The organism is Cytobacillus sp. ABV4_503 (genome assembly GCF_056158445.1).
This window is the reverse complement of sequence record NZ_JBSWTH010000001.1, coordinates 3,595,929-3,614,941: the sequence shown is the minus strand read 5'-3', so window position 1 is coordinate 3,614,941 and position 19,013 is coordinate 3,595,929. Positions and strand designations below refer to the sequence as shown.

The window sequence follows — 19,013 nt, the reverse complement described above, 5'->3', positions numbered from 1 at the left end:
GTTCCATTTGCAAGATGTGTTAAGAATGTGTGTGATTTTTGGAAGGAGGGGGACATATGGCTGAAAAGTCGGCCCGTTCAAAAGAGGTTGATACAGAGTTGACCCTTGAACAAGTAAAAGATCAATTAGTTGAAATAGGAAAAAAGACAGGTGTCCTTGCCTATGATGATATAGCAGAAAGGTTGTCTCAATTTGAACTCGATTCCCACCAAATGGATGAATTCTATGAATTCCTCGGAGATCAGGGTGTTGAATTAGTCGGAGATAATGAAAATGACGATCCAAATGTACAGGAGCTTGCAAAAAATGAAGAGGAATTTGACCTTAATGATTTAAGTGTCCCTCCAGGTGTGAAAATTAATGATCCTGTCCGTATGTATTTAAAAGAAATTGGACGTGTTGATTTACTCTCTGCAGAGGAAGAAATCGCACTTGCCAATCGAATTGAGGAAGGCGATGAAGAAGCAAAAAGGCGCCTGGCAGAAGCTAACCTCCGATTGGTTGTAAGTATTGCCAAAAGGTATGTGGGACGCGGGATGCTGTTCCTTGACCTTATTCAGGAAGGAAATATGGGACTGATAAAAGCGGTTGAAAAATTTGACTACCGCAAAGGATTTAAGTTCAGTACGTATGCAACATGGTGGATACGCCAGGCTATCACAAGAGCAATTGCTGACCAGGCCAGGACCATTCGTATTCCTGTGCACATGGTTGAAACCATCAATAAATTGATTCGTGTCCAGCGTCAGCTTCTCCAGGATCTTGGCCGTGAACCAACACCAGAAGAAATTGCTGAAGATATGGATTTAACTCCGGACAAAGTAAGAGAAATTCTTAAGATTGCACAGGAACCTGTTTCATTAGAAACACCTATTGGTGAGGAGGATGACTCTCACTTAGGTGACTTTATTGAAGATCAGGATGCCACTTCTCCATCAGAGCATGCGGCATATGAGCTCCTGAAGGAACAGCTTGAAGATGTTCTTGACACACTTACTGACCGTGAAGAAAATGTTCTTCGTCTTCGATTCGGACTGGACGACGGCCGAACCAGGACTTTAGAAGAAGTTGGCAAGGTATTTGGCGTTACCCGGGAGCGTATACGTCAAATTGAAGCCAAAGCCTTAAGAAAGCTGCGTCATCCCAGCAGAAGCAAACGGTTAAAAGACTTCTTAGAGTAAAAAATAATTGCCAGTGGATAGTTTACTTCTTAAAATGGAAGTAAACTATTTTTTTTGACTGGATGTGCTTTGGTTGGATGAAAACAGAAAAAAGGTCATTGTTAACGAAATTCTATATTGGAAGAAAAGCCGAATGCTTCCTGATCGATATTGCGACTACCTGCTGGCTCTTTATACGGAAGGAAGTCAGCTGAAGGAAATAAAAAAGCATAAAAATAAAATGGTGTTATATCTTGCCAACCTTATTTTCTTGCTGCTTATTCCAATTTCTGCTTTATTAATTTATTTTACTGAATTGTCTATTATTTTGCAAACCGCCATTTTAATTCTTTTTATTTTCGCGTGTATTTTCTTTGTTTTTTATTTTTCCAGTAAAGCAAAATTGATGCATATTCCCATCATCTCAGCAGCTTTAATATTACTGATGGGAGCTGTTGGGCTTGTATCCGAGATATATCCTGAAAACCAGAAAGTACTCTATGCTGCCCTAGTGATCAATTGTGTTCTTTGGCTGTTTGCGGGTTTAAAATTTAAGTTTCAATATTTATGGATTTCAGGGACACTAGGTTGCTTTTTAATAATTATCTCTATATTTGTATAATAAAATATTTTAAAAAGTTTTTAAATGTTGAGAAAACTCTTACATCCCTTATATAATAGTAATGAAAGCGTATACAACATTTGTGTTTGAGGGGGATGTAAATGAATTTTGATTTGACTGCCGAACAGAATATGATCCTTAAAACAATAAGGGAATTTGCTCAGGAAGAAGTGGCCCCAGGGGCTTTGGAAAGGGACCGTACAAAAGAGTTCCCAATAGAAGTTTTCAAAAAAATGGCAGACCTTGGTTTGATGGGACTTCCTTTCCCTGAAGAATATGGCGGGGCAGGGGCAGATACTGTAAGCTTCGCTATTGTAACAGAAGAGTTGAGCAAAGCATGTGCGTCTACCGGGATCACTTACTCGGCGCATATATCTCTTGGCGGAGCACCGCTTTTTTTATTCGGAACCGAAGAGCAGAAGCAAAAATATCTGGTGCCAATTTGTACAGGTGAGTCGTTTGGAGCTTTCGGGCTAACAGAACCTAATGCAGGCTCTGATGCAGGCGGTACGAGAACAGCAGCTGTCGAAAAAGATGGAGAATTCATTATTAATGGTAATAAATGCTTCATTACAAATGCCAGCTATGCTAAGCATTTAGCATTGACTGCTGTCACCGGTGAAGCGGGCGGCAAAAAAGAAATCAGTGCGATTATTGTACCAACGGATGCAGAAGGATTTACAGTGATTGATAATTACGAAAAGATGGGACTCAACGCCTCAAATACTACTGAACTGGTTCTTGAAGACGTGCGTGTTCCGACTGAGCACTTGCTCGGCAAAAAAGGAGAGGGCTTTAAACAATTCTTAATCACATTGGATGGAGGGCGCATTGGGATTGGGGCCATGGCTCTAGGGATAGCTCAGGCTGCCTACGAAAAGGCACTTCAATATGCAAAGGAACGCCAGCAGTTTGGCCGTTCTCTCTCAAACTTCCAGGCTATCCAATTTAAACTTGCAGATATGGCAATGAAAATTGAATTGGCACGAAATATGGTCTACAAAGCAGCATGGCTGAAAGACCAGGGAAGACCTTTCGCAAAAGAAGCTTCCATGTGCAAGCTCTATGCCTCTGAAATATGTATGGAAATCGCCGATCAGGCCGTCCAAATCCACGGCGGATACGGCTACATGAAAGATTACCATGTAGAACGCTACATGAGAGACGGAAAGCTCACGGAAATAGGTGAAGGCACCTCAGAAGTTCAAAGAATGGTCATTGCACGCCTTATTGGGTGCTAATACCGAATTTGTTTGGTCATGCGGTTAAAATAATTAACAAAAAACTCCACCCTCAGGATGGAGTTTTTGTCCATTTTATGAACAAGATTTGACAAAGTTTACAATAGGGCTTTTCCTTCTGCCTTTTTTAAAGTAAAATAGAGATTGTTTGTATACTTACTTAAACTGAATGTGCTTACATAAGGGAGGTTAAATCATGAATCGCAATCCAATCATTCCATTTGTGTTAATTATGGTTTTTGGTGTGGTAGCAATGTTCCTTGTATCTTTTAAAGGTCTTGGCGATATGGAAGAGCTTGCAAAAGAACAGGAAGGCGGCGGTGCTGAAACTGAAGAAACTGCAGCTGCAACCCCTGAAGAAATTTACCAGAAGAGCTGTATCGGATGTCACGGTGACCAATATCAAGGTGGAGTCGGTCCTGCTCTAACAGGTGTAGGCGATCGTTTATCACAAGATGATATCGCGAATATCGTAGTAAACGGTAAAGGCTCAATGCCTCCAGGATTAGTGCCTCAGGACAAAGCTGCCGAAATGGCTGAATGGTTAGCAGGCCTTAAGTAATACCTATAATGAAAGTCCTTTGCATATGTAAAGGACTTTTTTTATACTATAAGAAGGGCTATCGCAATTTACGATAGCTTTTTTAGCTTTTCTCGCAGGAAGAGCAGATAGGCATGCGCTATGTGCTTTTTACAATACATAAATAAGTGGTGACAGAATGAATACAGAGAAATTATCAAATCGGCTTGAAGCTGTAACAAATTATATCCCCCATGGCGCACGAATAGCTGATATAGGCTCAGACCATGCGTATTTGCCATGCTATGCAATAAAGAAAGGCATTGTCCCTTTTGCCATTGCTGGCGAAGTTGTGGAAGGGCCGTATCAATCAGCCAAAAAACAGGTAAAAATGGAAGGCCTCGAAAATCAGATTTCCGTAAGAAAAGGGAGCGGCCTTGAAGTAATTAGTCCAGGTGAAGTTGACTGCATTACCATTGCGGGCATGGGAGGCGCTTTAATTGCGAGCATACTTGAAGATGGGAAGAGCAAACTTGCTTCAGTGCAGAGGCTTATCCTCCAGCCGAATTTAAGTGCCATCTCGATTAGAACCTGGCTGATTGCAAATGGCTGGGAGCTAATAGCCGAAGAAATTCTTGAAGAAGATGGAAAAATCTATGAAATCCTTGCAGCTGAAAAAGGAGAGCCATTGAAACCTTACAAAAATATAGAACAAGGTTTGCTGATGGGCCCTTTTCTTATGGAGCAAAAATCCGAAGTGTTTCAAAACAAGTGGCTCGGTGAAATGAAAAATTGGGAGAGAATCCTTTTGCAGCTTGATAAAGCCGCACACTCCAGCGAAACAGAAAAGAGAAAACAGGAGTTAAAAGAGAAAATTAAAATGGCTGAGGAGGTACTCGAACAGTGAAAAAAATAAATGGACATGAGATTATCCAATTATTTGAGCAGTTCTCCCCAAAAGCATATGCGATGGAAGGAGACAAAGTCGGCCTGCAGATCGGAAGGCTTAACACCCCCGTTGAAAATGTCATGATTGCTCTTGATGTGCTGGAAGAAGTCGTTGATGAGGCAATTGAAAAGAAGGTGCAGCTGATTATTGCTCATCATCCGTTAATCTACAGGCCGCTGCAAAAAATTTCAACGGATACTCCGTCAGGAAGAATTATTGAAAAGCTTATCAAACATGATATAGCCGTGTATGCAGCACATACCAATTTGGATATCGCCAAAGGCGGGGTCAATGATATGCTTGCTGATGCACTGAAGCTAACCGATACAGAAGTATTATATCCGACATATGAAACTGAATTGAAAAAGCTCGCTGTTTTTGTACCTGAAGGAAATGCTGAGTCACTAAGGCAAGCGCTTGGAAACGCAGGGGCAGGTTCAATTGGCAATTACAGTCATTGTTCGTTTGCCTCCCGTGGAACGGGGCAGTTTAAACCTAATGGGAAAGCTAATCCGCATATCGGCCAGCAGGGTAAGCTCGAGACAGTTGAAGAAGTCTGCATTGAGACTATTTATCCTGAACATATAGAAAAGAAAGTGCTGTCTGCCCTGTTCAAAAACCATCCTTATGAAGAAGTTGCCTATGATATTTATAAGCTTGAAAATAAGGGGGAAGTTCTGGGGCTTGGCAAAATTGGAGAAGTCAGCGAGATGACTCTAAAGGAATTTGCGGAGCATGTAAAACATACACTTGAAGTGGATGGAGTTCGGGTAGTAGGTGACCTCTCGTCAATGGTCAGGAAAGTCGCTGTTTTGGGCGGAGATGGAAATAAATACTTCATGTCAGCAAAGATGAAAGGTGCAGATGTATATGTAACGGGGGATATGTATTACCATGTGGCTCATGATGCTATGATGATGGGCCTTAACATTGTCGACCCCGGTCATAATGTTGAAAAAGTAATGAAAAAAGGAGTTACCCAAAAATTAGCACAGATGTGTTCTGAAAAAGGGTATAGCGTATCCATTTTTCCTTCTGAAATTCATACGGATCCATTTCAGTTTGTTTGACTCAAAAAGAACCGGTCTACCAATGGGACCGGTTCTTTTGATTATAGCTTTGCAGGCTTCTTTACTTTAGGAAGTATTTTATTTAACGGCACTTTTTTCTCGCGTGACCATGTGGATTCATCACCGGGATTAAATTGTTCCAGGAATGTGATGACTTCCTTTGTGATCGGTGTCGGTGTAGAGGCTCCTGCTGTAACTGCAACTGTCGATGCATCTTTAATCCAATTCACATCCAGTTCAGTTATATCAGCAATGCGGTAGGCTTTTGTACCGGCAATTTCTTCTGATACCTGTGCAAGACGATTAGAGTTATTGCTCTTCGGGTCCCCCACAACGATTAAAACGTCAGCCTGGCCAGCTTGTTCTGCAACAGCTTCCTGGCGCACCTGAGTAGCCATGCAGATTTCTTTGTGGAACTCAGCGTGAGGATATTTCTCCTTTATCTGATCCATTACATGTACGACATCCCATTGACTCATTGTAGTCTGATTAGTCACAAGTATCTTATCAGCCTGTATGCTAAGTTCATTCACATCCTCAATGGTCTGCACTAAATGGACTGCATCAGGAGCTACACCTACTGCACCTTCAGGTTCAGGATGGCCTTTTTTGCCGATGTAAATAATTTGAAAACCTTCCTTTTCCTTTTCCCTGATTAAATCATGTGTTCTTGTTACGTCAGGGCACGTAGCATCGATTGTCACAAGGCCTTTTTGTTTGGCAGCTTCACGCACTTCAGGAGAGATGCCATGTGCTGTAAAAATGACAGTGCCTTTATCGACTTTATCTAAGATCTCTTTGCGGTCTTTCCCATCAAGTGTAATAATTCCTTCCTCTTCAAAAGCATCTGTTACATGTTTGTTATGAACAATCATACCCAAAATATAGATGGGTCTTGGCAATGATGGATCAAGTGCAGCGTTTCTCGCAATAACCATTGCATCCACCACACCGTAACAATAGCCCCGAGGAGAGATTTTTATGACATTCATCTGTTTATCCTCCCTAATGAAAGCTTATATCTGAATTGAAGTGAGTTCTATTTCTAATGCGCAAAAAACCCCATATTGCATCTCTATTATATAAGAGATAAACCGATATTACAAAAGGAGTAATTCTTCTTAATGAAAAGCAAAAAAAGAATGCCTCAGCATCCTTTTCTTTAAATATATAATTTCGGTTTGGAAATACCTTCTGCTGAAGATGATTTGGCGGCTGGCTTTTCAGCGACAGGTGCCTTTTTTATTTTTTTGCCCTGTGAAACCGGCTTCTTTTTCTCTGCTTTGGCCTGATTGGATTTCTCATTTGATTCAGAAGCAGCCTCATCAGCTTCTGGGGCATCTTTCAAACCTCTATAAAGTTTCCACATAGCAGGAAGATTCCTGACCAGCGGACCATATTGCTGAACCATTGGCCCAATTTGCTGTGCTGTATTTAGAACCTTTTGAGTGTTCGTTAAAAAGCCGTTTATGGAAGAAGGATTACTTATTGCCTGCAGTATGCCTCCGCCTGCGGGGGAGCTTCCTGCAGCTCTGGCAGCCCCCATCCCAGCTGAAGGCTGAGCATTGCCTTTTCCCAATATTTTTGAGAGCAATCCGCCCCCGCCTCCACCGCGTTTCATTCCCTGAGGACCGCCCATCATTGGTCCCATGGGAGGTCTGCCCTGCATCGGGGTCATAAAAGGATGGGGAGGCATTCCTCCGCGCATCGGGCGTCTTGATCCTGGCATCATATCCATTTGCCTCCTTTCATTGCACATTTCTGCTTCATAATAAATTTTCATATAATAAAGTATGCGTTTATCCCATTTTGGTTTAGGCATAAAGCAGAAGAAACCAATTTATTTATTAAAATCGCCAAAAAAGCTTATCATAAAAATATAAATGCCTGTATGAGTGGTTATTTGCAGGAAACTTTATTATAATAACAGGATGTAAGAAAAGCTCGGAACCAGCAAGTTGTCAGTTGAAACTAGTAGATCTTACTTGACTAATAAATGTATCGGATGAAACCTGAACTGAGGTGAATCTGAATAATTGAGGAGTTTTTATATGAACGAAACGAAATTTGACCGATTTAACTTAAAGCCATTTATTATAGAAGCGGTTAAAGATTTTGGCTTTTACGAACCGACAGAAATCCAGGAAAGAATGATTCCTGCCGTGCTGAAGGGTGAAAGCGCAATAGGCCAGTCTCAGACAGGCACAGGAAAAACCCACTCATATGTGCTTCCTATCCTCCAAAAGGTTGATTATTCCCGCCAGGAGGTTCAGGCTATTATTACAGCTCCAACCCGAGAACTTGCCAATCAGATTTATCATGAAATTCTCAAAGTTACAGAGCATTGTCCCGAAGGAGAAGAAATAACTGCACGCTGCTATATTGGCGGAACGGATAAGCAGAGAACCATTGAAAAACTGAAAAAACAGCCTCATGTGGTTGTAGGCACACCGGGAAGGATTAATGATCTTGTAAAAGAACAGGCATTGTTTGTGCATACTGCTGAAATTCTCATAGTGGATGAAGCAGATTTAATGCTTGATATGGGATTCATTGAAGATGTTGATCAGATTGCAGCAAGGATGCCGGAAAAGCTGCAGATGCTTGTATTCTCAGCTACCATTCCAGAGAAGCTTAAGCCTTTCCTGAAAAAATATATGGAAAATCCAAAATTTGTTCACGTTGAGCCGAAGCAGGCAGCAGCAGCCAATATCGAGCACTGGCTTCTGCCGTCCAGACACCGGAACAAAGTGGAACTTGTCTATCAGGCATTGACTTCATTTAATCCGTACCTAGCCATTGTTTTTACGAACACCAAGAAAAAGGCAGATGAAGTGGCAGATGGATTAATCAGCAAAGGCCTAAAAGTCGGACGCATTCACGGAGACCTCAACCCTCGTGAACGGAAGAAAATGATGAAGCAGATTCTAGACCTTGAGTTTCAATATATTGTGGCAACAGACCTGGCAGCCCGCGGTATTGATATACAGGGGATCAGCCATGTAATCAACTATGAACTTCCGACGGATCTTGATTTTTATATACACCGGGTTGGCCGGACAGCGCGTGCGGGATTCTCGGGAATTGCTTTGACGGTATATGAGACTTCCGATGAAGACGCATTGAACAGACTTGAAAAAATGGGATTAGAATTTCAGCACAAAGACTTGCAAAAAGGTGAATGGACAGACCTGGATAATCGCAATAAGCGAAAAACAAGACAGAAACAAACAGATGACATTGATAAAAAAGCTGCATCACTAGTAAAGAAACCGAAAAAAGTAAAACCTGGCTACAAAAAGAAAATGAAATGGGAAATGGACAAAATAAAAAAACGCGAAAGAAGAATAAAGCGTAAATAATATTGTAAAAGGGAGAGGTATCGTCATGCTGAAAATTGGATCACATGTGTCCATGAGCGGAAAAAAAATGCTTTTAGCAGCAAGTGAAGAAGCTGTTTCATATGGCTCCAATACATTTATGATCTATACAGGAGCCCCTCAAAATACAAGAAGAAAAAAAATTGAAGATCTGAACATTGAGGCCGGGCTGAAGCATATGGCAGAGAACGGGATTGCTGATATTGTTGTACATGCTCCATATATTATCAATATCGGGAATACTTCAAACCCTTCAACTTTTGAATTAGGCGTTAATTTCCTTCGCTCTGAAATCGACCGCACCGAAGCAATTGGAGCTAAGCAGATTGTTCTTCATCCTGGTGCACATGTAGGAGCAGGAACAGAGGAAGGCATCAAAAAAATCGTTGAAGGCTTGAATGAAGTCTTAAATGGCGAAGAAAACGTACAGATCGCACTTGAAACCATGGCCGGAAAAGGTTCGGAGTGCGGAAAATCCTTCGAAGAACTGGCTATGATTATAGAGGGAGTCCATTATAACAACCATTTATCTGTATGCTTTGATACTTGCCATACGCATGATGCAGGATATGATATTGTGAATGATTTCGATGGTGTATTGGAACAATTCGATAAGATTATTGGTCTTGACCGCCTGAAAGTGCTGCATATTAATGACAGTAAGAATGAACGCGGAATGCGTAAAGACCGTCATGCGAATATCGGATTTGGCCACGTTGGCTTCAGTGCTCTAAACTACATTGTTCATCATCCGCAATTACAGGATGTCCCTAAAATTCTGGAGACTCCTTATGTTGGTGAAGATAAAAACAATAAAAAAGCGCCTTATAAGCATGAAATTAATATGGCGCAGACCAGGAATTCAATGAAAATCTATTAGAAGCCATTATGGCTGGATAATCAAAGCAAAAAGCTGTGCCCGAGATTGCACAGCTTTTTGCTTGAGAAATTAAGTATTATAAGCTAAGCCTATTTTGTAAATTGCAAAAAAAGCCTATTTACTTCCCTTGCAGTTTCCGGGCCGGCAATCCTGGCAATTTCCTTGATTATTTTAGTCCGTTCCCGATCATCAAAGATGTTTACTTGCTTGCCTCTCAAATGGTCTGCAATTTTCTGCGCCTGCGCTTTTGTAATCATGATGTTAAACTGCTCTCCATATTTTAATAATTCATCTGCTGTAATATTGCTTAATTTGTGATTAATGATGTTTTCGAATATTTTCATGTTCATCACTCCTCCTCAGTACTTTATGAGCTAAGGATGTGAATAGTGACAATAAGTTTTGAAATCCCCATAAATAAGCATGTACCTTTACATTAAATGAAGGTTCCTGTATACTGTGTTAGTAAATCGTAATGATTCTTAATATGTAAGGTGATAAAAATGGCACAGCCAATTATTGAAATAGATCATGTTTCTTATAGATATGAGAAAGAAAATGTCCTTGAGGATATTAATCTGACCATTAATTCAGGGGATTTCCTCGGAATAGTCGGTCCGAATGGGTCAGGTAAATCAACCCTGCTAAAACTTGTACTGAATTTGCTTAAAGTGCAGAAGGGGAGCGTCAAACTGTTTGGCCAGGAAATAAGCCGTTTTAAGGATTGGCAGAACATTGGGTTTGTTTCTCAAAAGGCAAATTCATTTAATACAGGATTCCCGGCAACGGTCTTTGAAGTCGTTTCAAGCGGTCTTACAAAGAAGCTGGGTCTTTTTAAATTTATGGGCAAGGCAGATCAGGCAAAAGTTCTTCATGCTATTGAATCTGTTGGCATGCAAGAGTTTGCCGGACGCAATATAGGCGAGCTTTCAGGAGGGCAGCAGCAGCGGGTTTTCATTGCCCGCGCATTGGTAAGCGACCCAAAATTATTAATATTGGATGAGCCGACAGTAGGCGTAGATGTGAAAAATGTCCAGTCTTTCTACGGGATGCTAGATGATTTAAATAAGAAGCTTGGCATTACACTATTGCTGGTTACACATGACATTGGCACAATTTCTGATAAAGTTACCCATGTGGCTTGCCTGAATAAGAATTTGCATTTCCATGGAAATACATCAGAATTTGAAAGCTTAAATATTAATGAAATGTCAGAGATTTACGGGCACGATGTACATGTTCTGACACATAATCATGACCATCATCACCACGATAAAGGAGCAGGCAGATGATTGCAGGAATCCTTCAATATGAATTTTTACAAAATGCTTTTTTAACTGGAATTATTATCGGAATCATTGCTCCTCTCCTGGGTGTGTTCATTGTTGTCAGAAGGCTGTCTTTAATTGCCGATGCTTTAAGTCATGTAACACTTGCCGGCATCGCTGCAAGCCTGCTGCTTGAAAAGAAATTTATCGGACTGAGCGGGTTGAATCCGTTATATATGGGGATGGCCTTTTCAGTAGCCGGGTCATTGTTTATTGAAAAACTGAGGGCTGTTTATAAACATTATCAGGAGCTTGCTATTCCTATTATTTTATCTGGAGGCATTGGGCTCGGTGTAATATTCATTTCACTCGCTGACGGGTTCAATACTGATTTATTCAGTTATCTGTTTGGCAGTGTCAGTGCAGTCAGCCGGCTGGATTTATGGACGATTTTAATCATCAGCGTGTTTGTTATTGCACTTGTGGTGCTGCTCTATAAAGAGTTATTTCTGCTGTCATTTGATGAAGAGCATGCCAAGGCATCTGGAATAGCTGCTAAAAGTGTCCACTTCATATTTATTGTCATGGTGGCTCTGGTAATAGCTGCTTCCATGAGAATAGTGGGAATTTTATTGGTTTCATCGCTAATGACTTTGCCGGTTGCAGCAAGTATCAGAATTGCAAAAGGATTCAAACAGACAATTTTCCTGTCCATGCTTTTCGGTGAAATTTCAGTTTTAGGCGGACTGACGATTTCCTACTATATAGATTTAGCTCCAGGCGGAACAATCGTCATGATTGCCGTGTTAATACTGATTGTGACAATCTTGCTTAAAAAAATTGCAGGCATGAGGCCGGCAAAAATGTAAATGACTTCTATCCGAGATTAACTCAGAGCAAAAAATGAGGTGTAAAAAATGAATGTTGATGAAGCCATGCAGCTTTTGAAGGATAAAGGCTATAAGCATACAGGGAAGAGAGAAGAGATGCTTCAGCTATTTGCTGACAGTGATAAGTATTTAACGGCCAAAGATGTTCTGGAAAAAATGAAGGATAACTACCCTGGACTCAGCTTTGATACCATCTACAGAAACTTATCTTTATTCGTGGATCTGGATATTTTTGAAATGACAGAGCTATCAGGAGAAAAACACTTCCGCTTTACTTGCTCACATGAACACCATCATCATCATTTTATATGTCTGGATTGCGGCAAGACGAAAGAAATCGAAGTTTGTCCCATGAAACAGGTTCAGGAAAATCTGAGGGGTTATGATGTATCTGGACATAAGTTCGAAATTTATGGGAAGTGCCCGGAATGTTTTCAATAAAGTAATAAAAAAGAAGCATGGAGCTATTTATTATAGCCTCATGCTTCTTTTTGCAAATAGGATATGCTGGCTCCAATGTCCGCCACAGGACATGGCGTTTTTAGTTGGAGTTCATCTGATCCTTCCGCTTTTGTTCCTGCAGCCAGTCTTCCACCCATGTATTCGCTTCCTGCCAGTTTCTGACTCTAATGACGCCTTTGGGAAGGGGTTCCTGGTTATAGGGTGTATCGAATAGGATGACAGGAATTCCGCAGGCCTCGTGAATCATGACTGCATTATCATGCTTGTCTTCAAAAAAGATATCCACCTCATATTTTTTTGCAGCTTCGATTTTATCATGGCTCCCGATCAGTTCAATATGATCGAACTCCAATGTGTTCTCTAGAAACCATTCCTCTGTTATTTGCTGCAGGTGAGAACCCCTGGCGCTTATAAAATACAATTCATGCTTGCGTTTCCAGTTTGTCAAAGCTTCCTTTGCGCCTTCTGCAATGGGAGATTCTTTGTATATAATGGGCTCATTTTCATAAAACCAATCTGCAAATTGCTCTTCTGATATCGTTACCAAGGGTGTTAAATCATATTGCTTAATATCACTTAAAGTAATATTCAGATTAAATGCTTCATTTAAATATGGAACCATGGCTTCAGGGCAAGTAACCGTTCCGTCAATATCAATGCCAAAACGCTTCTTCATCATTATGATCTCCTTTAATGCATATATCCCTTATCTTAACAAAAGTCCCAGCCTTGCAAAAGAGTGTTGCCTGAGCAGGTTTGAAAGTTAAACATTTACATCTTAAAAAAGTCTTATATCGCAAACACTATAAATGCTCCATTAAGCAGTACTTTTTAGTAACACAGCAAAGGAAGCGAGGGATCATGATGGCAGACCAAGAGCGCAGGAATGAAGAGTATGACCTTCGATACAGTGAGCGGATTGGCGAAGCAGATGCAGATTATTCTGAAGAAGCTGCTGCCGAAATAGCAGCTCCAGGTGTCTACGGCAGATCGCTGGATCGGGAAGAGAAAAATGAAACAGCTGCAGTTCATGCAGATTATTCTGAGGAAACCTCTGCCGAAATAGCAGCGCCTGGTGTCTACGGCAGATCGCTGGATCGGGAAGTTGAAAATGAAGCTGCAGTTCATGCAGATTATTCTGAGGAAACTTCTGCCGAAATAGCAGCTCCGGGTGTCTATAATAGATCAGTGGACAGGGATGGAGAAAATGAAACAGCTGCAGCCGGCAGAGGTGTCGGATATGCAGCCCTGGCACTTTCCATTTTATCTTTGTTTGTGCTGCCGGTTCTTTTTGGAGCAACAGGAATTGTCCTTGGTTTTATCGCACGCCGGAGGGGCTCAGAAAGCCTTGGTGGCTGGGCGATTGCAATAGGGGCAATTTCCATTATTGTCGGTATGTTCATTCTGCCGTTTTTTTAGAAAAAGAAGAAAAAAAGCCTGGCTCCCAAATTTATTTGGTGCCAGGCTTTTTCTATAGATTTTTGAACTTCTCAAAAGCGGGCAGCAATCGCCTTACCTTATGGCTGCAGGTTTTCTGCCTTTGCTTTTTCTTCTTCCTGTTTGGCAAAATATTCTTCGGCGATTTTGTCGATTTCAAGCTTAAGCTCCTCAACCATTGTTTCTTCAGGAACTTTCCTTACAATCTGGCCTTTGCGGAACAGGAGGCCTTCACCGCGGGCACCTGCAATGCCGATATCAGCTTCTCTGGCTTCTCCAGGCCCGTTAACAGCACAGCCTAATACAGCAACTTTAATTGGCGCTTTAATTTTTTGAATATATTCTTCCACTTCATTCGCAATGCTGATTAAGTCAATCTCAATCCTTCCGCATGTCGGACAGGAGATCAGTGTTGCAGCATTGGAGGATAAACCAAACACTTTAAGAAGTTCGCGGGCAACTTTAACTTCTTCTACGGGATCTGCACTAAGTGAAATTCTTAACGTATTTCCAATTCCTTTGCTTAAGATTGCACCAAGTCCAGCAGCACTTTTTACAGTCCCGGCAAAAAGTGTGCCTGATTCTGTTATACCTAAATGAAGAGGGTAGTCAAAAGCTTTTGCTGCTTTCTCATAAGCCTCAATGGCCAAATTAACATCGGAGGCTTTCATAGAAACGATGATGTCATGGAAATCAAGGTCTTCTAAAATTTTGATATGGTGCAGGGCACTTTCAACCATGCCATCTGCTGTAGGATATCCATATTTCTCAAGGATTCTTTTTTCAAGAGAACCTGCATTTACACCTATGCGGATAGGGATTCCTTTTTCTTTTGCGGCCTTGACAACTGCTTCAACTTTTTCACGTTTACCAATATTCCCCGGATTAATGCGGATTTTATCTGCTCCACCTTCGATGGCCTTTAATGCCAGCTTGTAGTCAAAGTGGATATCAACAACAAGCGGTATGTTAATTTGTTTTTTAATATCTGCTATGGCATTTGCAGCTCTTTCATCCGGGCAGGCAACACGCACGATTTGACATCCTGCTTCTTCGAGCCTTTTAATTTCAGCTACAGTCGCTTCAACGTCATGTGTTTTCGTAGTGGTCATACTCTGAATGAACAGCTCATTGCTTCCGCCAATTGTTAAAGGCCCAACTTTAACAGGCCTTGTTTTAGTGCGATTTATAATTTCACTCAATGGAGATTCGCTCCTTTTTATCTTTTCATATAACAGCTGAGATGTATGCTGTTAGAGAAGGTTCACTTTATTGTATCAATGAACCGCTGAAGTTGACAAGAATGATGATTAGTTGTCCTGAGTATATTTCGGAAATTTATAGGTCTTACCTGATTTAATGTCTTCAGGCTGCATTCCATTATTTAATTCCGAGAAGTCTGACACAACCTGGTCTATGCCAACAGGAATTGGTCCATCAAGGTTCAGTTCTATAATTGAAAGAACTGTCTCTCCAGGATTGACCTTTTTTTCAAAATAGGTTTCACCTGTTTCTGTGGGCAGCGTACTGGCCTCCAGTGCTTGCTTTTGTCCAGCGGGCAATGTGCCATGATCAAGGTCATAATAGATTACATATATAACTAGGATTGAAAGCAGTACTCCCGCAAGCTTTTTCATACTGGCCAAAACCCCCTGCAAATAGCATGTTTACCCAATATGTATGCTTGTCCGAATATGATTAGACCAAAAAAAGTCCTCAATTTGTATTATTCTGCATTAATAACTGCTTTATTTATAAAATAACTCCTCTTTTTAATTGCAAAAATAAAAACGCGCTATTGGCACGTTTTTATTTTGAGCTATGAGATGGTATTTCCTTAATGGACAAGAGGAGAATGATAAGAGAAACAAACCAGTTAATAATCGCCCCATTTTGTACCACAGTCTGAAGGGCTGACATTACAGTAAAGAAAACGGTCGGCAAAGTAATGCTGTACGCAGACATGCGCCATAAATGACGGTACTCCAGTTTTTTACTTAGTGCATTTTTGAGAAGAAGACCTGCAAGTGCTATCAGGGATATCTCAATAAATCGAATGCCGGCTGCGAAAATATAAATGACAACCGCTATTAAGGGAATAATAATCGGCATAAGGGATTCTGCAGAAGAAAGGAAGTCTGATAAGTCATCCTTTGTAATTGTGCGGCTTGTCAGCAATGTGTATGGATATGTCTGTTTCTGTCCTTCAGCATGAATGTAGACCTCATTTTTTAATAACGCAATCGTATTGCCGCTATCTGATAAGACAGTAGTGTCAACTGCTCCTGTCGAATCAACTATGATTGTAAAGTTATCTTTATTGAGGGTTACAGGGGCTTCCTCCTCTGTGTGAAGCTGTCCTTCTGTAATTTCAAAATCCGGCAGATCACTGTCAATTGTTTTATCAATAGCATTTAAGCCATTAATGATTGCCGAACCGGAATAAAACACGGTTGGCAGTACTGATAGCAGGGTAAGGAAAAACACATACAAAATAGTCTTTCCTATCCCCTGATGGCGAAATAAAGCGATATCTTTAGGAGAAAACAGGCTTTTATAAAACTGAAGAATAATATTCATTTTGACACACCCTTTTTGAGATTCACTATTATATTTTAGCCAAATATCCAGACGTTACAAGCAAATGCGTTTGCAAGTCCTTTTTGCATTTGTAACAAATTTGTAATATAAGGATCAAATGTTAAGGTATTGTAAATTTAGTTCATAACAGGTTTACATTTCTGCGGGTTTCCTTTAATAATTGTATGGGGTTTGATGAAACATGTCGAATAAACAGTTATAGGGGTTGAAAAATTGTGGAACTGAATGTTCAGCAAATGCTTTTTGAGTTTTTGGGCGGGCTTGGTATTTTCCTTTATGGAATCAAGTTCATGGGTGATGGGCTCCAAAAATCAGCTGGTGACCGGCTGAGGGATTTATTAGATAGATTTACTACGAATCCTCTAATGGGAGTGCTGGCAGGTATTCTTGTCACCATTCTTATACAGAGCAGCTCTGCAACCACTGTTATTACAGTGGGATTAGTATCAGCCGGATTCATGACATTGCGCCAGGCAATAGGTGTTATTATGGGAGCCAATATTGGAACCACGGTTACTGCATTCATCATTGGAATCGATATCGGGGAATACGCTTTGCCAATCATTGCTTTAGGTTCAATCCTATTGTTTTTCTTTAAAAACAAAAAGGTCCATAATGTCGGTCAGATTGTATTTGGCTTTGGTGCATTATTCTATGGACTTGAATTAATGAGCGGGGGAATGAAGCCTCTTCGTTCATTGGAAACTTTTCATGACTTAACCGTAAGCATGAGTTCAAATCCAATTCTGGGTGTGGTTGTCGGAACAGTGTTTACTGTTATTGTTCAGAGCTCAAGTGCCACAATCGGTATTCTCCAAGGCTTGTTTTCAGAAGAGCTGATTAACCTGGATGCGGCTTTGCCGGTTCTGTTTGGAGACAATATTGGAACGACCATTACAGCTGTTTTAGCCGCTATTGGAGCGTCTGTTGCTGCAAGAAGAGCCGCGGCCGTGCATGTATTGTTTAACTTAATTGGTACTACTATCTTCTTGATTTTATTAAAGCCTTTTACATTATTGATTGAGACACTGCAAGTGAAAATTAACTTAAATCCTGAAATGACCATTGCCTTTGCACATGGAATTTTCAACAGTACTAATACACTTATTCAGCTGCCATTTGTAGCAGCGCTGGCATGGATTGTAACAAAACTTATTCCGGGAGAAGATGCTGTTGCTGAATATAAAGCAAAACATTTGGATCCTGTTTTTATAGAACAATCACCTTCGATTGCACTTGGACAAGCTAAAGAAGAAGTGCTTCGGATGGGAGCATTCTCAGTACGGGGACTGGAAGAAACGGTTCAATATTTGAAAACCGGCAATCAAAAACATTCAGAAAGTGCATACCAGTTAGAGGACGCTATCAATAACCTTGACCGCAAAATTACAGACTATTTGATTAAGTTATCTACAAGCTCACTTTCAGCACATGAGTCTGCCGAGCACACTGTGCTGATGGATACGGTAAGAGATATTGAGCGAATCGGTGACCATTTCGAAAATGTAATAGAACTGATTGATTATAAACAGGCAAATAAAGTGTCCATTACTGATTCAGCTATGGCTGATTTAGAACAAATGTTCAAATTAACTATTTCTACTGTAAAAGAAGCTCTTCAGGCACTGGACCACAATGATAAAATTGCTGCAGAGCATGTTGTAAAAAAAGAAGAAGAGATTGACAAAATGGAAAGAAAGCTTCGCAAACAGCATATTCTTCGGCTGAATGAAGGAGTCTGCTCCGGCCAGGCCGGCATAGTGTATGTAGACATTGTCAGCAACCTTGAACGTATCGGCGATCATGCTGTGAATATTGCTGAAGCTGTTTTAGGAGATGAATAAGTGGTAAAATAAGCAAGGGGAAATCCCTTGCTTATTTATTTTAATAATGAATGTATATATTCTGAAGTGAGATAACTGTCTAGCGCAAGCAGCCTACGCCCTCGAGGTGTCGGGGGTGGGCAAGTCGCTTGCGCTTTTCTGGAAAGGGTGCTGATCATGGAGATAATTTATTGGACGCTGATCATTCTGTTATTTATTATTGCTTTTGCGGGCCTTGTATTTCCGATTATTCCAAGTGTTCTGTTTTTGCTGGGCGGTTTTATCCTGTATGGAATTCTATTTTCTTTCGAACCTTTTAACTGGCTTTTCTGGACAATTCAGGTGCTATTTGTCCTGCTGCTATTTGGTGCTGACTACCTAGCAAATATGATTGGGGTAAAAAAGTTTGGCGGATCAAAAGCCGGTGTCTGGGGAAGCACAATCGGCCTGCTGGCAGGTCCATTTGTCATCCCTGTATTGGGAATATTAATCGGGCCTTTTTTGGGTGCTGTCATTGCGGAACTCGCAGTAAATAAGACCAGCTTCAATGATGCAGTGAAGATCGGTTTCGGATCGGTAATCGGCTTTGTCAGCAGTGCAGCAGCAAAAGCTGTAATTCAAGGGATAATGATTATTTATTTTCTATTTGTGGTCCTTTGAGGACCTGCTGAAAGGTTTGAATTTAATGGAATAATAAAAATTAGATAGGA

The 19,013-nt window shown here is 40.8% G+C and carries 20 protein-coding genes and 1 pseudogene; 14 read left to right on the top strand and 7 right to left on the bottom strand.

The features are described 5' to 3' along the window. The first annotated feature begins 56 nt into the window (after positions 1-56). The 6 genes from rpoD (at position 57) to ACXAD1_RS18215 (ending at position 5,562) form a co-directional block, all read left to right on the top strand. The gene (gene rpoD / locus ACXAD1_RS18240) at positions 57-1,181 is read left to right on the top strand and encodes an RNA polymerase sigma factor RpoD (protein ID WP_206838784.1); all 1,125 of its coding nucleotides are present in this window, start codon (positions 57-59) and stop codon (positions 1,179-1,181) included. A 73-nt stretch (positions 1,182-1,254) separates the two neighbouring features. Then, positions 1,255-1,782 carry a hypothetical protein gene (locus ACXAD1_RS18235; RefSeq protein WP_474910705.1) on the top strand — a complete coding sequence of 176 codons (528 nt, stop codon included), beginning with the start codon at positions 1,255-1,257 and terminating at the stop codon, positions 1,780-1,782. Positions 1,783-1,883: 101 nt separating this feature from the next. Then, on the top strand, positions 1,884-3,023 hold the full coding sequence (locus ACXAD1_RS18230; RefSeq protein ID WP_474910704.1) for an acyl-CoA dehydrogenase family protein: 1,140 nt from the start codon (positions 1,884-1,886) through the stop codon (positions 3,021-3,023). Between the two features lie 196 nt (positions 3,024-3,219). Further along, positions 3,220-3,585 (top strand): cytochrome c550, encoded by a 366-nt coding sequence (gene cccA, locus ACXAD1_RS18225; protein WP_009332985.1) that lies wholly within the window; start codon positions 3,220-3,222, stop codon positions 3,583-3,585. Between the two features lie 157 nt (positions 3,586-3,742). After that, on the top strand, positions 3,743-4,450 hold the full coding sequence (locus ACXAD1_RS18220; protein ID WP_206838778.1) for a tRNA (adenine(22)-N(1))-methyltransferase: 708 nt from the start codon (positions 3,743-3,745) through the stop codon (positions 4,448-4,450). Beyond that, positions 4,447-5,562, top strand: coding sequence for a Nif3-like dinuclear metal center hexameric protein (locus tag ACXAD1_RS18215; RefSeq protein WP_474910703.1), 1,116 nt, complete (start codon positions 4,447-4,449; stop codon positions 5,560-5,562). The genes ACXAD1_RS18220 and ACXAD1_RS18215 overlap by 4 nt, the downstream gene beginning before the upstream one ends. A 41-nt stretch (positions 5,563-5,603) precedes the next feature. Here ACXAD1_RS18215 and ACXAD1_RS18210 read toward each other — a convergent pair whose 3' ends face one another. Beyond that, a complete protein-coding gene (locus tag ACXAD1_RS18210) occupies positions 5,604-6,554 on the bottom strand; it encodes a 4-hydroxy-3-methylbut-2-enyl diphosphate reductase (RefSeq protein WP_474910702.1) in 951 nt (316 codons plus the stop codon). A 170-nt stretch (positions 6,555-6,724) separates the two neighbouring features. Beyond that, a complete protein-coding gene (gene vrrA / locus ACXAD1_RS18205; RefSeq protein WP_474910701.1) occupies positions 6,725-7,294 on the bottom strand; it encodes a VrrA/YqfQ family protein in 570 nt (189 codons plus the stop codon). Between the two features lie 319 nt (positions 7,295-7,613). Between vrrA and ACXAD1_RS18200 the strand changes: the two genes are divergently transcribed. Next, positions 7,614-8,924 carry a DEAD/DEAH box helicase gene (locus ACXAD1_RS18200; RefSeq protein WP_474910700.1) on the top strand — a complete coding sequence of 437 codons (1,311 nt, stop codon included), beginning with the start codon at positions 7,614-7,616 and terminating at the stop codon, positions 8,922-8,924. Between the two features lie 25 nt (positions 8,925-8,949). Then, positions 8,950-9,842 (top strand): annotated as a pseudogene (locus tag ACXAD1_RS18195) (deoxyribonuclease IV). A 69-nt stretch (positions 9,843-9,911) separates the two neighbouring features. Here the strand turns inward: ACXAD1_RS18195 and ACXAD1_RS18190 are convergent. Beyond that, entirely contained in the window at positions 9,912-10,166 is a 255-nt protein-coding gene (locus ACXAD1_RS18190) for a DUF2624 domain-containing protein (RefSeq protein WP_474910699.1), read from the bottom strand. A gap of 159 nt (positions 10,167-10,325) precedes the next feature. On the opposite strand from ACXAD1_RS18190, the gene ACXAD1_RS18185 reads away from it, so the two are divergent. Genes ACXAD1_RS18185 through zur form a run of 3 tightly spaced genes read left to right on the top strand, consistent with a single transcriptional unit; the run spans position 10,326 to position 12,421 of the window. Beyond that, positions 10,326-11,114 carry a metal ABC transporter ATP-binding protein gene (locus ACXAD1_RS18185; RefSeq protein ID WP_474910698.1) on the top strand — a complete coding sequence of 263 codons (789 nt, stop codon included), beginning with the start codon at positions 10,326-10,328 and terminating at the stop codon, positions 11,112-11,114. Beyond that, the gene (locus tag ACXAD1_RS18180) at positions 11,111-11,959 is read left to right on the top strand and encodes a metal ABC transporter permease (protein ID WP_370222074.1); all 849 of its coding nucleotides are present in this window, start codon (positions 11,111-11,113) and stop codon (positions 11,957-11,959) included. The genes ACXAD1_RS18185 and ACXAD1_RS18180 overlap by 4 nt, the downstream gene beginning before the upstream one ends. A gap of 48 nt (positions 11,960-12,007) precedes the next feature. Beyond that, positions 12,008-12,421: a zinc uptake transcriptional repressor Zur gene (zur, locus tag ACXAD1_RS18175; RefSeq protein ID WP_206838764.1), complete on the top strand. Its 414-nt coding sequence runs from the start codon at positions 12,008-12,010 to the stop codon at positions 12,419-12,421. 100 nt (positions 12,422-12,521) lie between these two features. Here the strand turns inward: zur and ACXAD1_RS18170 are convergent, their stop codons facing one another. After that, positions 12,522-13,118 carry a 5' nucleotidase, NT5C type gene (locus ACXAD1_RS18170; protein ID WP_474911331.1) on the bottom strand — a complete coding sequence of 199 codons (597 nt, stop codon included), beginning with the start codon at positions 13,116-13,118 and terminating at the stop codon, positions 12,522-12,524. A gap of 416 nt (positions 13,119-13,534) precedes the next feature. On the opposite strand from ACXAD1_RS18170, the gene ACXAD1_RS18165 reads away from it, so the two are divergent. Further along, positions 13,535-13,861 (top strand): hypothetical protein, encoded by a 327-nt coding sequence (locus ACXAD1_RS18165; protein ID WP_370222092.1) that lies wholly within the window; start codon positions 13,535-13,537, stop codon positions 13,859-13,861. Between the two features lie 98 nt (positions 13,862-13,959). On the opposite strand, the gene ispG is transcribed toward ACXAD1_RS18165, so the two are convergent. The 3 genes from ispG to ACXAD1_RS18150 form a co-directional block, all read right to left on the bottom strand. After that, positions 13,960-15,072: a flavodoxin-dependent (E)-4-hydroxy-3-methylbut-2-enyl-diphosphate synthase gene (gene ispG / locus ACXAD1_RS18160; RefSeq protein WP_370222091.1), complete on the bottom strand. Its 1,113-nt coding sequence runs from the start codon at positions 15,070-15,072 to the stop codon at positions 13,960-13,962. Positions 15,073-15,189: 117 nt separating this feature from the next. Next, positions 15,190-15,516, bottom strand: coding sequence for a hypothetical protein (locus ACXAD1_RS18155; RefSeq protein ID WP_206838758.1), 327 nt, complete (start codon positions 15,514-15,516; stop codon positions 15,190-15,192). A 172-nt stretch (positions 15,517-15,688) separates the two neighbouring features. Then, the gene (locus ACXAD1_RS18150; protein WP_206838757.1) at positions 15,689-16,459 is read right to left on the bottom strand and encodes a DUF1189 domain-containing protein; all 771 of its coding nucleotides are present in this window, start codon (positions 16,457-16,459) and stop codon (positions 15,689-15,691) included. A 257-nt stretch (positions 16,460-16,716) separates the two neighbouring features. Between ACXAD1_RS18150 and ACXAD1_RS18145 the strand changes: the two genes are divergently transcribed. Both ACXAD1_RS18145 and ACXAD1_RS18140 read left to right on the top strand, forming a co-directional pair. Beyond that, on the top strand, positions 16,717-18,324 hold the full coding sequence (locus ACXAD1_RS18145) for a Na/Pi cotransporter family protein (protein WP_211202507.1): 1,608 nt from the start codon (positions 16,717-16,719) through the stop codon (positions 18,322-18,324). A 156-nt stretch (positions 18,325-18,480) separates the two neighbouring features. Beyond that, positions 18,481-18,963, top strand: coding sequence for a DUF456 domain-containing protein (locus tag ACXAD1_RS18140; RefSeq protein ID WP_206838752.1), 483 nt, complete (start codon positions 18,481-18,483; stop codon positions 18,961-18,963). Positions 18,964-19,013 lie beyond the last annotated feature (50 nt).

What these genes read in the sequence shown, in the direction of transcription:
- rpoD (WP_206838784.1), top strand. Translation starts at nt 57, where the DNA reads ATGGCTGAAAAGTCGGCCCGTTCAAAAGAGGTTGATACAGAGTTGACC.
- ACXAD1_RS18230 (WP_474910704.1), top strand. Translation starts at nt 1,884, where the DNA reads ATGAATTTTGATTTGACTGCCGAACAGAATATGATCCTTAAAACAATA.
- cccA (WP_009332985.1), top strand. Translation starts at nt 3,220, where the DNA reads ATGAATCGCAATCCAATCATTCCATTTGTGTTAATTATGGTTTTTGGT.
- ACXAD1_RS18220 (WP_206838778.1), top strand. Translation starts at nt 3,743, where the DNA reads ATGAATACAGAGAAATTATCAAATCGGCTTGAAGCTGTAACAAATTAT.
- ACXAD1_RS18210 (WP_474910702.1), bottom strand. Translation starts at nt 6,554, where the DNA reads ATGAATGTCATAAAAATCTCTCCTCGGGGCTATTGTTACGGTGTGGTG.
- vrrA (WP_474910701.1), bottom strand. Translation starts at nt 7,294, where the DNA reads ATGATGCCAGGATCAAGACGCCCGATGCGCGGAGGAATGCCTCCCCAT.
- ACXAD1_RS18200 (WP_474910700.1), top strand. Translation starts at nt 7,614, where the DNA reads ATGAACGAAACGAAATTTGACCGATTTAACTTAAAGCCATTTATTATA.
- ACXAD1_RS18190 (WP_474910699.1), bottom strand. Translation starts at nt 10,166, where the DNA reads ATGAAAATATTCGAAAACATCATTAATCACAAATTAAGCAATATTACA.
- ACXAD1_RS18185 (WP_474910698.1), top strand. Translation starts at nt 10,326, where the DNA reads ATGGCACAGCCAATTATTGAAATAGATCATGTTTCTTATAGATATGAG.
- ACXAD1_RS18180 (WP_370222074.1), top strand. Translation starts at nt 11,111, where the DNA reads ATGATTGCAGGAATCCTTCAATATGAATTTTTACAAAATGCTTTTTTA.
- zur (WP_206838764.1), top strand. Translation starts at nt 12,008, where the DNA reads ATGAATGTTGATGAAGCCATGCAGCTTTTGAAGGATAAAGGCTATAAG.
- ACXAD1_RS18170 (WP_474911331.1), bottom strand. Translation starts at nt 13,118, where the DNA reads ATGAAGAAGCGTTTTGGCATTGATATTGACGGAACGGTTACTTGCCCT.
- ACXAD1_RS18155 (WP_206838758.1), bottom strand. Translation starts at nt 15,516, where the DNA reads ATGAAAAAGCTTGCGGGAGTACTGCTTTCAATCCTAGTTATATATGTA.
- ACXAD1_RS18150 (WP_206838757.1), bottom strand. Translation starts at nt 16,459, where the DNA reads ATGAATATTATTCTTCAGTTTTATAAAAGCCTGTTTTCTCCTAAAGAT.
- ACXAD1_RS18145 (WP_211202507.1), top strand. Translation starts at nt 16,717, where the DNA reads ATGCTTTTTGAGTTTTTGGGCGGGCTTGGTATTTTCCTTTATGGAATC.
- ACXAD1_RS18140 (WP_206838752.1), top strand. Translation starts at nt 18,481, where the DNA reads ATGGAGATAATTTATTGGACGCTGATCATTCTGTTATTTATTATTGCT.